Raw genomic sequence first — 11766 nt, 5'->3', positions numbered from 1 at the left:
TTTTCAAAATTTTTAATAAAAAAAGCCCACATTGGTGGAGGTTCTGTACAAACTCCAATAAACAGGTTTAGGGCTACCAGATTGATCAAGGATCCTTATACAAGTAAGGCTTGCTTTTACAACCTAAACTCACCCTCTTTAAACAAATTAGTGTTGAGTTTGTCAAAAATTAATTACCAATGTGGGCAGTAACTTTATCTATTTAAAAGAACTTATTTTGCGCTAATCTTAGAACTTACCAGTTGATCCAAAGCCTTTAAACGCTCTGTGACCTCTGTGGTATTTTCAACAGTGTCGATGCCTTTCTGTTCAATTTTGGAAGCAAACTGAAGGGCGCACATGGCCAATACGTCTTGTTTGTCCCTAACGGCATAATTCTGCTCAAACTTTTTTGCAAGCTGTTCTATGTTTTTGGCGGCTTTGCGCAATCCTTCCTCCTGACTTGGATCAATAGTTAAAGGATATACTCTGTCCGCTATAGAAAGCTTTATTTTGAGCTTTTCTGCCATACCTTTATTGAACGTTACTCCGCGAGTTGGGCTATGCAATGATCCAACTCCCTTATCAAAGTATTTATTTTAAGCTTAGCTTCTGTTTTATTTGTACTACTGCCTACCATTGAATTTGCCATTTTGAGCGCTTCGTATTTTTCCTCCCATTCGTTCAAGGAGTTTTGTATGGCATCTTTGTCATTTCTTAAAGAACCAAGTTCTTCTTCCAATCTCAAGTTAGTTTTGTTCAACAACTCTAACTTGTGCAATAACTTGCTAATTTTGTTCTCTAAAGAATCAACAATTTCAACCAATTCGCTCATTTGCAAATGTCAATGCATTTTACACAAAGTTAACATACATCTACCGACTTCGCAATACTTTTCCTATTTATTCTTGAAGCTATACTTTAATTCCTTTTAATTGAGCCAATTCGGAAAATCGGTCTTTTTAAGCCTTGGGGTTTTCTAGAATTCAACGGTAATGGTTACTTTCGTACTAACTTATGCATATTATGAGAATCACTGTTTTAGGCCTACTGTTATTTTTTTCGATCCAAATAATCGGTCAGGAAAATTACCCCAAAGATGCTTTTATACCTCCATTGGATATTCCATTAATTTTGGCCGGTACGTTTGGCGAGCTCAGATCCAACCATTTTCATTCCGGAATAGATATAAAGACCCAGCAGCGGCAAGGATTGCCTGTATATGCCATTGGTGATGCAACGGTAACAAGAATTAAGGTGTCCTTATGGGGTTACGGCAAGGTAATTTATTTGGCTCATCCTAATGGGTATACCTCCGTATACGGGCATCTTCAAAAATTTTCACCAAAAATAGAGACCTACATAAAAAAATTGCAATACAAAAAAAAGTCTTACGAGGTAGAGGTGTTTCCGGAGTACGGGGAACTTAAACTGCAACAAGGGGAACTTTTGGCTTATACGGGCAATACAGGGGGTTCTTCTGGCCCGCACCTGCATTTTGAAATACGAAACAGCGTTTCGGAGAAACCCACAAACCCCTTGTTATATGGTTTGGAAGTGCGAGATGCCACTAACCCCACTTTGCTAACACTACACGGATATCCGTTGTCCAAAGATGCCCAACTGAACCAAAGCATGCAGAGATCACGGATAAATTTTAGCAGGCAAGAAGATGGAACACTATTGGCCGATAAGGTCTATGCATTGGGTACCATTGGGTTTGGATTCAACGCATTTGACCGGCAAGACCTTGCTGCCAACAAAAATGGGATTCATAGGGTGCAGCAATTTGTGAACGGAAAATTATACAGCGATTATGATTTTGAGGCTTTTTCCTTTACCGAAACCCGATATATAAACAGGCTAATAGATTATGCCTATTTTGGTAAATACAACCGCCGTATCCAGCTATGTTTTAAAGCGTTGGGTAATCGGTTGGGAATTTACAACACCCTTCATAACGACGGTAAAATTGTGGTCAAGGAAGGGTTGACCTATAAGGTGGAAATTTTACTTACCGACTTGGAAGGCAATCTAACTAAAGTAGAAATACCTGTTGAAGGCCAGAGACAGCCGTTAAAAGTAAGAAAAGAGGAAAATAAAACCGATAACTATGTTATAGCCAAAAAGCCAAACAACTACGACCTAGGGGTCGCCAAGGTTTATTTTCCTGCCAATACGTTTTATGAAGATTTTTATATCGACTTAAAAAAAGGGAACGATACCGTTACTGTACATAACAACCAGGTACCCGCACATCGTAATTTTACCATTACTTTTGATACATCCAAATATTCGGAGACAGAACGAAAACAACTATTCATTGCCCGTTTGGATAAAAACCTAAAGCCAAATTATGTTTCCACTTTTAAAAGGGGGAATACCTTTACCACCAGAACCCGTTATTTGGGTACCTACACCTTGGCCGTAGATTCCTTGGCGCCCAAAATAAGGGCTAAGAATTTTAAGGATAAACAGTGGCTTAACAATTACAGTTACTTAAGTCTGCAAATATGGGACGATCTTAGTGGAGTGGATTCTTACTCGGCCACGCTAAACGGGGATTGGATTCTTATGGAGTACGAACCAAAGACCAAAACACTTACGTATAATTTTGACGATAATATACTGGACAAGAAACAATGTGAACTTAAAGTAGTGGTTGTTGATAATGTAGGTAATTCCAACACCTTTACCAGTACTTTTTATAGAAAATAAACCATTGAAGCATCCCCAACTTCTTTTTTTTCTTATCTCCCTAAGTGGCATGGCAATAGGTTGGGGCCAATCTGCCATCATTACAGGGGTGGTTATGGACACGGATAGCCTTCCTCTTTCCAACGTAAACATAAGTACTCCCGAAGGTGGCACTTTTTCGGATAAAGACGGGTTTTATGTCCTTGCTATACTGGCAGACGAAAAAAAAACCATAACCTTTTCCCACCTTGGGAATAAAAACGTTGTGTTACAGGATTTGATACTTTCTACCAATGAGACCTTTGAATTTAACCCTGTTATGAAGACCGATATTGTGCAGGTAGACGAGGTAGTTGTTACCTCCGAAGGAAGAAAAAGTGTGGCGGGGATCACCAATATTGCACCAGAAATAATACGCCGTATACCGGGGGCCAATGCGGGTGTAGAGAACATATTAAAATTACTCCCGGGAGTCTCATCTAGCAATGAATTAAGCACTCAATACAACGTGCGTGGTGGAAATTATGATGAAAATCTTGTTTATGTAAACGAAATAGAGGTGTATAGACCTTTTTTGGTACGCTCGGCCCAACAAGAAGGCTTAAGTTTTGTAAATAGCGATATGGTTCAGAACGTGATTTTTTCTGCTGGAGGTTTTCAATCCAAGTATGGCGACAAGTTATCTTCCGTATTGGATATTACCTACAAAAGGCCCACTGCATTTGGGCTTCAGGTAAACGCCAGCTTGCTCGGTGCCAGTGCAACATTGGAAACCGCCTCCAAGCACAAAAACTTTACGTCTATTACCGGCGTCCGATTTAGGGATAACAGCCTTTTGGTGAACAGCCTACAGACACAAACAAACTTCAATCCCATTTTTGCGGATGTGCAGACCTATCTTACCTATAACTTCTCCAAAAAGTTTCAACTTGGGTTTTTAGGGAATCTGTCCATAAACGATTACCAGAACGAACCTTTGACCCGGCAAACAAATTTTGGCACATTGACCAATCCTATGGCGCTGCTGGTATTTTATCAAGGACAAGAGAAAAACATATATAAAACTTCCTTGGGTGCCTTTAAGGCAGATTATTTTGTAAATGACAAGTTAGCGTTGAAATTTATTTCATCGCTCTATCATACTACAGAGGAAGAGTACTCCGATATTATTGCCCAATACGAACTAGGACCTGTAAATACGGACCTAGCCAGTGATAATTTAGGTGAAGTAACCTCAACAAGGGGGCTGGGATCTCAATTTAACAGGGCGAGGAACGATTTGGACGCCTTAATTTTAAGTTTGTCTCACGGCGGAAAATTTATCCAAGATAGAAAGGAAATAGAATGGGGATTTAAATATACCCATGAAGATATTAGGGACCAGATACGAGAATCGGAGTTTATAGATTCTGCGGGTTTTTCTATACGTCCGCCACTACCTCCATTTGTAAATAACCAACCCCAGGAACCCTTTAACGCACCCATTGTGCCCTTTGATGGTGTAACGGCCCAGAATTTTGTTAAGACCAACCGATTCTCCGGATATGCGCAATACAGCGAAAGTACCCAATGGAAAAAACATAACATTTATTACAACATTGGGTTCCGGGCACACCATTGGACCGTAAGTGGTGTAAATATTGAAAAAAAGAACCATACCATCTTTAGTCCAAGACTACAGTTTGCCATTAAACCCAATTGGCAAAAGGACATGCTTTTTAGGGTTTCGGGAGGTCTATACCAACAGCCACCTTTTTATAGGGAGCTAAGGGATGAAAATGGTACAATTAGACCCAAAGTAAAGGCACAAAAGTCTATTCATCTGGTTTTAGGAAATGAATACAGTTTTATTCTGTGGGACAGACCTTTTAAGCTAACAAGTGAAGCCTATTATAAGAAATTGAACCAAGTAAACCCATATACCCTTGAAGATGTACGTATTAGATATGTTGCCAACAATAATGCACGGGCCTATGCCTACGGCGCGGAACTTAGAATGCATGGAGCGTTTGTTCCGGGAACTGAATCTTGGATTAGCCTTGGATATCTTCAAACAAAGGAGAATATCAATGATAGGGGGTATATCTCCAGACCCTCTGACCAACGGTTGAAGGTAGGTATCCTATTTCAGGATTACGTGCCAACCATTCCGGATCTTAAGATGTATTTAAATCTGGTATACAATACTGGGGTGCCAGGAGGATCACCAAACTACGCCGATCCGTATATTTTTCAGAATAGATTAAGAGACTATAGAAGGGTAGATTTAGGAATTTCCTATATTTTTGTCGACAGGGAGAAAACCTTTCCTGAAAACCATTGGTTGTATAAATTAAAGGAGTTAAATGCGGGAATTGAAATATTTAACCTGTTCAACAATCAAAATTCCATTACGAACACTTGGGTGCGTGATGTGGACAGTAAGCAGCAGTTTGCGGTTCCAAATTTTTTAACGGCACGAAGGTTAAATTTAAAACTCAGCCTTAGATTTTAGAAAATCGAAAATGAAAAAACACATAGCACTATTATTTACTTTAGCTTCATTTAGCCTCTTTGCTCAGAAAAACATATACGAAAGCAGTAAGTTTGATGCGCTTAGCAAGAACCATAAAACCCTGGCCATTATTCCGTTCCTTACCAACTTGGATTTGGAGGAAGATATATCCAAGAACGAGCTAAAAACCCTGGAGGAAAAAGAGGGCAAAGCGGTACAGAATGCCTTGGAAACCTATTTCTCTAGAAGAAAAAACCGTAAGAAGTTCTCTGTGGAATTTCAGAACGTTGCAAACACCAATGCCATCTTGGCCCAGCAGAAAATCACTTATCAGAACATAGACATCTATACTATAAAGGATCTTTGCAAGATTTTAAAGGTCGATGGTATTATCAGCGGCAATATAGACCTCAACGTGTTGCTTTCCAAGGGGGTGCAAACAGATTTCAGTTTTATCGATTATATTTTAGGCGATGCCAGCTATGGTCGTATTGGCATCAAAATAAGTGATGGCGACACAGGCAAATTACTTTGGAAATACGAGAAGGAAATCAATAAAAAATCGGGTAAAAACACCATGGCCCTTATTGATGGGATGATGAAAAGGGCTACTCGGAAATTCCCCTATGACAAGGAACGCAAAAGGAATAAAAGGAAAAATTAGCTTTCGGCAAATTCCTTAAGAACTGCAATGGTATAATCCAACTCCTGTATGGTATTGTATTTAGAAAAAGAGAACCGCAATGACGGTCTCTTAAGATGCTCTTCGGACAAAATTTCGGTCAACACATGAGAACCCTTATTGCTCCCAGATTGACACGCGCTGCCCTTAGAACAGGCAATTCCCTTAATATCTAGATGGAAAAGTAACATTAGCGCTTTTTGCTCATCGAAAGGCAAGCATACATTTACTAACGAATACGTACTTTTTTCCAAGTCTCCGGAATGGCCGTTAAACGTTACAGAAGGTATTTCCTTTTTTATGTTCTCAATAAAATGTCTTTTCAACCCGGTAACATAATCTTTTTCTTCCTCCAGATTATCATAGGCCGCGATGAACGATTCCTCCAAGCCAACAATGTTGTGAAAAGATTCGGTTCCTGCCCTAAATCCGCGTTCTTGGGCACCACCAAAAATAAGCGCCTTTAATCCTGTGTTCTTCTTAATGTAGGCAAATCCTATTCCTTTGGGCCCATGGAATTTGTGGGCCGCTGCCGTAAGAAAATCTGCCGGTGTTTGCCTAACATCCCAAGCATAATGCCCAATGGACTGCACGGTATCTGAATGAAAAAGGGCATCATGATCAATACAGAGCTGGCAAACCGCGTCTAAATCTATTTTGTTACCGATCTCATTATTTACATGCATTAGACTTACCAATTTCTTGGAGCTATCTTGCCGCAGTAAATTTTCAAGATCGGTAAGGTCCGGATTGCCAAAATCGTCAAGGGCTACGTAATGTAGTGCTATTCCATATTCCTTTTCTAGTTCCTCAGCAGTATGCAAAACCGCATGATGCTCTATTTTAGAGGTAATCAGCGTTTTAACGCCTAAATCCCTTACGGCCCCTCTCAAAATCATATTATCCGCCTCGGTACCCCCGGAGGTAAATATAATTTCCGAAGGATGTGCATTTAAATATTTTGCTATCGTCTTTCTGGCACTTTCCACAGCTGTCTTAGCCGATCTTCCAAAACTATGCGTAGAGGATGGATTGCCATAAAAATTGGCAAGTGCCTCTTGCATCTTTGTAATAACTTCTGTCCTTACCTGGGTGGTTGCTGCGTTATCTAGATATACCTTTTGCATTGTAACTACATCGTTTTAGAAAATTCACCAAAATTAATCCAAATAAAGTTAATTTCTCCTAAAATCCGAACAAACCTCTAGGATAATCACTTTTATTTCGTTTAAATTTGAGACATGAAAAAAACACTGTTTTTATCTGCGTTGATCTTCTTATTTTCATGTAACGACGGAGATCTTCAAATAGAAACCATAGATTTTGATAGTAGTTCCATAGATTTCTGTGAAAGTACCGCTACAATTGGAAGTACAATTTTCTTCAAGATTAATAACGACGAGGCCCTTATACTGGAACTGCAAAGCGGTATACTGGCCAACGCTGCTACGGAAACGGATATTACCAGCGCTGTACCAGGGCAATCCAAGGTTACTTATAGAATTTTTTCGGAAAATGTTACCACAAATTATTTCTGCGACGATATTCCACCCACACTCCCCGCTGTTGTGGAAGAAATTGAAGCCGAGGATGGAGAGGTGATTATAACCACCGTGCAAAACGCTACGGATACCACCATGTTTGAGCATACCATTCGCCTAAGCGGTATTTCCTTTGTAAACACTACAGGTGAGCGTATAACCGACCTTACAATAAGTGAATTTGGTACAATTACCACGACCGAAGTGGTGAACTAGGCATTTTGATAAATATATACTTCGGTAGCCCCTAAACCGTACTTTTGATAATCGGCATCGTAATATTTTAACGAATCGTATCTACCAAAGAGGTAACCAAGTTCTTCCTTAAGCACACCCTCGCCTACCCCATGGATAAAGACTACTTTTTGGATACGCTTGGCGATGGCAAATTCTAGTTGCCTTTTGGCCGTTTGGAGCTGTATTTCCAAAATCTCGTAGTTGCCCATACCCTTACTGGACTTAACCAACTGGTTAATGTGAAGGTCCACTTCCATTTTTGGAAGATTGCGTTCTTTTGGTTTTACCGCTTGGGCCTTACGCTTTTTTCCTGCTTCCTTTTCTGCCTTGATCTGCGCAACTTCATAGTTGGAAACCGATATCTTTTGGACCCCCGAAATGTTTATCAATTCTGAAGGCGCATATTTTAAAGGGAAACCCTCATCGGATTCTATGATGATCTCGTAATCATTTACTGCTATCACCGTGCCAGAAATGGTATCGTCCAAACCTGCTACCTTATCTCCTATGTTAAACTTATGAATCAATATCCTCTTCGTTTGTTCTACTTTCGTTCCAGACCTGGGTAGACTTATAGATACCGAGCATTAAGAAAACTATGCCCAAGGAAAGGGCATATTCCTTTGTTACAAAACTATCTCCAAACCCCATGATAAGCGCACCAACAACAATCAAAATAAAATAAATGATACGTTTTGTTTTCATTCAGCAAAAATAATGGTAATTTTCACCAAACGAAGCTGTTTTTTATAAAATGCAACTAGCCACCTTTTTTTTGGTCGCCCAAGACTATATGCTCCCTTGTATTAGCAAAAGAATATTGGGTATGGATTGCCCAGGATGCGGACTTCAAAGATCCGTGGCCTTTTTGTTTCAGGGAGATTTCCTAGCCGCATTTAAAATGTACCCCGCCATTTATCCGATCATGTTACTTTTTGGTTTTTTGGCGGTAGATCAACTGTTCAAGATTAAGTATGCCAATAAGATTATCATTACGTTAATGATATCGAGCATTCTATTTATAATGACCAACTTTATTTTAAAACTTATTTAATTAAACTTTGCTTTATGGAACAACAAAAATTACCTAATGTAACGATAGCCATAGTTTTGGGAATTGTTTCTTTCCTATGTTGCTGTTTTAGTGCCGGTCTTGGCGGTATTCTTTTTTCGGGAATCGCTTTTTTTCTGACTAAAAAAGATGAAAAACTATATCGGGCCAATCCTGAAAACTATTCCAATTTCTCGCAACTTAAAACAGCCAAAGTGGTAGCTATTATTGGCTTGGTGTTAGGGGTCATAAGTTTATTGTGGACCATATATTCCATACAGAATATGGGCGGCATGGATGCCTATATGGAGCAGGTACAGGAGATGATGGAGCAATTTGGAATAGAAGAATAACCATTTAACATTACAAACAATAATCTATTATGAATCAACAACCATTACCAGGAGCCAGCAATGCATTGACCATGGGCATTATATCCCTTGTTGGATCCTTGATATGCTGCGGGCCGTTTGCGGCCATATTCAGCATTATTGGACTATCTAGTGCCAAAAAAGCTGAAAAATTGTACCAAGAGGACCCTAGCGCATATACGGGTTACGAGAATGTGAAAACAGGAAGGATACTTTCCTATATTGGATTGGGGCTCTCGTTAATTATGCTCGTGTTTCTTATTCTTTATTTTGGAGTAATCATTGCTATGATTTCCTCTGGTGGTTTTGAGTAAGGCCCAATAACGTACGATTAGATTCAAAAAAAACCCGGAAAATTCCGGGTTTTTGTTTTATACGGGTTGGGTTAGTTTTTAATTGGCCACCTCGCTCATAAATTTTAATCTATAGAGCCTTAACTCTTCGTCCTCGTACTCCCCATCGAATTCTGTAAGGGCATCCTCAATATTATCGGTCTCGGACTCTAAAAAATATTCGTGTATCTCTTCTTGCTGGTCTTCGTCCAACATTTCATCCACCCAATATCCCAAATTAAGTTTGGTACCGCTAAATACAATTTGTTCCATCTCCTTTACCAGCTCCGAAATTTGTAGTCCCTTTGCCGCGGCTATATCATCCAAGGGTAGTTTTCTATCCACATTTTGAATGATGTATAACTTAAGTGCCGAGTTGGCTCCTGTACTTTTTACAACAAGATCATCTGGTCTTAATATATCGTTCTCCTCAACATAATTGGCAATCATTCTAACAAATGGTTTACCATATTTCTTTGCCTTCCCTTCCCCTACTCCATGGATATTTAGCAGTTCTTCCATAGATATGGGGTATTTTAGGGCCATATCTTGTAACGAAGGATCCTGAAAAACAACAAAGGGGGGTACCTCTAATTTTGATGCCTCAGATTTCCTAAGGTCTTTTAAAAATCGTAATAATTTTTCATCGGCCGCTCCCCCACTGCTTTTAGAAGCACTTACGATGGCATCATCGGTTTCTTTATTATACACATGATCCTGGGTCATCATGAAGGAAGTTGGTTTTTCTAAAAACTCTTTTCCTTTAGGTGTTACCCGTAGAATTCCGTATTGCTCTATTTCTTTTTTGAGCAGGCCTGCCACTAACACCTGCCTTACTAAGGCCATCCAATACCCCTTCTCCTTATCTGATCCTATACCAAAAAATTCTTTCTCATTGGTCTTATGCGAAGAAATCAATGCGTTTACCTGTCCTATAAGGGTCAATACAATTTCCTTGGACTTAAATTTTTCGCTGGTACCGTTTACAACTTTAATAAGTTTTATTACATTTTCCTTGGCTTCGTGTCTTGGTTTTGGATTTCTGGCGTTGTCGTCCATATCAGCGCCTTTTCCCGTTTTCTCATCAAAGGCCTCCCCAAAGTAATGTAACATAAATTTTCTACGCGACATGGATGTTTCGGCATAGGCAACTATTTCTTGCAATAGGGCATTACCTATCTCTTGTTCGGCTATGGGCTTGCCCGCCATGAATTTTTCTAACTTTTCCACATCCTTGTAGGAATAGAAGGCCAAGCAGTGGCCTTCGCCGTCATCCCTTCCTGCCCTACCGGTTTCCTGATAATAACTTTCAATACTCTTGGGAATATCATGATGGATCACAAAGCGAACATCGGGTTTGTCTATCCCCATACCAAATGCTATGGTGGCCACTACCACATCCACATCTTCCATAAGGAACATATCTTGATATTTTGATCTTGTTTTAGCATCAAAACCTGCATGATAGGGAACTGCGCTAACGCCGTTTACCTGTAAAACCTGGGCTAGTTCTTCAACCCGTTTTCGGCTTAAACAATATATAATCCCTGATTTTCCTGAATTTTGCTTTACAAAACGAATAATATCCGCATCTACGTTCTGTGTCTTTGGGCGTACCTCATAAAAAAGATTGGGCCTATTAAAAGATGCCTTAAAAACATTGGCATTGGTTATTCCAAGATTCTTTATAATATCTTCTTGTACCTTGGGGGTAGCGGTGGCGGTAAGACCAATTATGGGTATTTGGCCACCTAAACGATCTATGATAGTTCTTAGGTTTCTATACTCCGGTCTAAAGTCGTGCCCCCATTCCGAAATGCAATGGGCCTCATCTACGGCGACAAAGGAAAGTTTTACAGATTTTAGAAAATTTACATTTTCTTCCTTGGTCAATGATTCCGGAGCTACATACAACAGTTTTGTAACGCCTTCAACGATATCGCTCTTTACTTGTTTTACTTCTGTTTTTGTAAGGGAAGAATTAAGTACATGTGCAATACCATTTTCGGAGGAGACACCTCGAATGGCATCTACCTGATTTTTCATCAAGGCGATTAATGGGGACACAACTATTGCCGTGCCCTCTTGCATTAAGGCAGGAAGTTGATAACAAAGGGATTTACCGCCCCCGGTAGGCATAATTACAAAGGTGTTCTTACCATTTGCGATACTTTGGATAACACCCTCTTGAAGGCCTTTGAACTTGTTAAACCCAAAAAATTTCTTTAATGCGGCATGTACATCAATTTCACTTAATCCCATACCATTATTTTACTATTTAAAGCCATATAACCAATCAATAGCTAGAACTTAATTTCTTTAAGATATGAATTTTTGATCTTTTTGCAGGAAATGCGATCAAATATTTTATTGCGTTTTAAA

13 protein-coding genes and 1 other RNA gene are annotated in these 11766 nt (G+C 39.5%); 7 read left to right on the top strand and 7 right to left on the bottom strand.

Features of this window, described 5'->3' with window-relative positions:
• Positions 1 to 49: 49 nt before the first annotated feature.
• From ssrS to ACEQ81_RS13905, 3 genes are all read right to left on the bottom strand, one after another.
• Positions 50 to 159, bottom strand: a non-coding RNA gene (gene ssrS / locus ACEQ81_RS13915) — 6S RNA.
• Between the two features lie 53 nt (positions 160 to 212).
• Positions 213 to 509, bottom strand: coding sequence for a cell division protein ZapA (locus ACEQ81_RS13910; protein ID WP_411031507.1), 297 nt, complete (start codon positions 507 to 509; stop codon positions 213 to 215).
• A 14-nt stretch (positions 510 to 523) separates the two neighbouring features.
• Positions 524 to 814 carry a hypothetical protein gene (locus tag ACEQ81_RS13905; RefSeq protein WP_411031506.1) on the bottom strand — a complete coding sequence of 97 codons (291 nt, stop codon included), beginning with the start codon at positions 812 to 814 and terminating at the stop codon, positions 524 to 526.
• A gap of 191 nt (positions 815 to 1005) precedes the next feature.
• Between ACEQ81_RS13905 and ACEQ81_RS13900 the strand changes: the two genes are divergently transcribed.
• The 3 genes from ACEQ81_RS13900 to ACEQ81_RS13890 are packed head-to-tail and all read left to right on the top strand — an operon-like array spanning position 1006 to position 5834.
• Complete coding sequence (locus ACEQ81_RS13900; protein ID WP_411031505.1) at positions 1006 to 2697, top strand: M23 family metallopeptidase; 1692 nt, start codon at positions 1006 to 1008, stop codon at positions 2695 to 2697.
• A gap of 4 nt (positions 2698 to 2701) precedes the next feature.
• On the top strand, positions 2702 to 5170 hold the full coding sequence (locus tag ACEQ81_RS13895) for a carboxypeptidase-like regulatory domain-containing protein (RefSeq protein ID WP_411031504.1): 2469 nt from the start codon (positions 2702 to 2704) through the stop codon (positions 5168 to 5170).
• A gap of 10 nt (positions 5171 to 5180) precedes the next feature.
• A complete protein-coding gene (locus ACEQ81_RS13890) occupies positions 5181 to 5834 on the top strand; it encodes a hypothetical protein (protein WP_411031503.1) in 654 nt (217 codons plus the stop codon).
• Here ACEQ81_RS13890 and ACEQ81_RS13885 read toward each other — a convergent pair.
• Entirely contained in the window at positions 5831 to 6979 is a 1149-nt protein-coding gene (locus ACEQ81_RS13885; RefSeq protein ID WP_411031502.1) for a cysteine desulfurase family protein, read from the bottom strand. The two genes, ACEQ81_RS13890 and ACEQ81_RS13885, sit on opposite strands and share 4 nt — an antisense overlap.
• A gap of 114 nt (positions 6980 to 7093) precedes the next feature.
• Here ACEQ81_RS13885 and ACEQ81_RS13880 point away from each other — a divergent pair, with 114 nt between their 5' ends.
• On the top strand, positions 7094 to 7609 hold the full coding sequence (locus tag ACEQ81_RS13880; RefSeq protein WP_411031501.1) for a hypothetical protein: 516 nt from the start codon (positions 7094 to 7096) through the stop codon (positions 7607 to 7609).
• Here the strand turns inward: ACEQ81_RS13880 and ACEQ81_RS13875 are convergent.
• Both ACEQ81_RS13875 and ACEQ81_RS13870 read right to left on the bottom strand, forming a co-directional pair.
• On the bottom strand, positions 7606 to 8154 hold the full coding sequence (locus ACEQ81_RS13875) for a Smr/MutS family protein (RefSeq protein ID WP_411031587.1): 549 nt from the start codon (positions 8152 to 8154) through the stop codon (positions 7606 to 7608). The two genes, ACEQ81_RS13880 and ACEQ81_RS13875, sit on opposite strands and share 4 nt — an antisense overlap.
• The gene (locus tag ACEQ81_RS13870) at positions 8147 to 8335 is read right to left on the bottom strand and encodes a hypothetical protein (protein WP_411031500.1); all 189 of its coding nucleotides are present in this window, start codon (positions 8333 to 8335) and stop codon (positions 8147 to 8149) included. The genes ACEQ81_RS13875 and ACEQ81_RS13870 overlap by 8 nt, the downstream gene beginning before the upstream one ends.
• 49 nt (positions 8336 to 8384) lie before the next feature.
• Between ACEQ81_RS13870 and ACEQ81_RS13865 the strand changes: the two genes are divergently transcribed.
• The 3 genes from ACEQ81_RS13865 to ACEQ81_RS13855 are packed head-to-tail and all read left to right on the top strand — an operon-like array spanning position 8385 to position 9366.
• Positions 8385 to 8684: a DUF2752 domain-containing protein gene (locus ACEQ81_RS13865; protein WP_411031499.1), complete on the top strand. Its 300-nt coding sequence runs from the start codon at positions 8385 to 8387 to the stop codon at positions 8682 to 8684.
• 14 nt (positions 8685 to 8698) lie between these two features.
• The gene (locus tag ACEQ81_RS13860) at positions 8699 to 9034 is read left to right on the top strand and encodes a CCC motif membrane protein (RefSeq protein WP_411031498.1); all 336 of its coding nucleotides are present in this window, start codon (positions 8699 to 8701) and stop codon (positions 9032 to 9034) included.
• A gap of 29 nt (positions 9035 to 9063) precedes the next feature.
• Positions 9064 to 9366 (top strand): CCC motif membrane protein, encoded by a 303-nt coding sequence (locus tag ACEQ81_RS13855; RefSeq protein WP_411031497.1) that lies wholly within the window; start codon positions 9064 to 9066, stop codon positions 9364 to 9366.
• A 78-nt stretch (positions 9367 to 9444) separates the two neighbouring features.
• Here the strand turns inward: ACEQ81_RS13855 and ACEQ81_RS13850 are convergent, their stop codons facing one another.
• Positions 9445 to 11646: a RecQ family ATP-dependent DNA helicase gene (locus ACEQ81_RS13850; protein ID WP_411031496.1), complete on the bottom strand. Its 2202-nt coding sequence runs from the start codon at positions 11644 to 11646 to the stop codon at positions 9445 to 9447.
• Positions 11647 to 11766: the final 120 nt, after the last annotated feature.

It is taken from the genome of Spongiimicrobium sp. 3-5 (assembly GCF_046557915.1).
Classification (GTDB): Bacteria; Bacteroidota; Bacteroidia; order Flavobacteriales; family Flavobacteriaceae; genus JBHEBG01.
Note: the sequence above shows the minus strand (reverse complement) of the source record. Positions and strands in the feature narration are given on the sequence as shown.

Excerpts from the sequence above, each read along its gene's own strand:
- ACEQ81_RS13880 (WP_411031501.1), top strand. The coding sequence starts at position 7,094 with ATGAAAAAAACACTGTTTTTATCTGCGTTGATCTTCTTATTTTCATGT.
- ACEQ81_RS13850 (WP_411031496.1), bottom strand. The coding sequence starts at position 11,646 with ATGGGATTAAGTGAAATTGATGTACATGCCGCATTAAAGAAATTTTTT.
- ACEQ81_RS13870 (WP_411031500.1), bottom strand. The coding sequence starts at position 8,335 with ATGAAAACAAAACGTATCATTTATTTTATTTTGATTGTTGTTGGTGCG.
- ACEQ81_RS13890 (WP_411031503.1), top strand. The coding sequence starts at position 5,181 with ATGAAAAAACACATAGCACTATTATTTACTTTAGCTTCATTTAGCCTC.
- ACEQ81_RS13905 (WP_411031506.1), bottom strand. The coding sequence starts at position 814 with ATGAGCGAATTGGTTGAAATTGTTGATTCTTTAGAGAACAAAATTAGC.
- ACEQ81_RS13910 (WP_411031507.1), bottom strand. The coding sequence starts at position 509 with ATGGCAGAAAAGCTCAAAATAAAGCTTTCTATAGCGGACAGAGTATAT.
- ACEQ81_RS13855 (WP_411031497.1), top strand. The coding sequence starts at position 9,064 with ATGAATCAACAACCATTACCAGGAGCCAGCAATGCATTGACCATGGGC.
- ACEQ81_RS13900 (WP_411031505.1), top strand. The coding sequence starts at position 1,006 with ATGAGAATCACTGTTTTAGGCCTACTGTTATTTTTTTCGATCCAAATA.
- ACEQ81_RS13865 (WP_411031499.1), top strand. The coding sequence starts at position 8,385 with ATGCAACTAGCCACCTTTTTTTTGGTCGCCCAAGACTATATGCTCCCT.
- ACEQ81_RS13885 (WP_411031502.1), bottom strand. The coding sequence starts at position 6,979 with ATGCAAAAGGTATATCTAGATAACGCAGCAACCACCCAGGTAAGGACA.
- ACEQ81_RS13860 (WP_411031498.1), top strand. The coding sequence starts at position 8,699 with ATGGAACAACAAAAATTACCTAATGTAACGATAGCCATAGTTTTGGGA.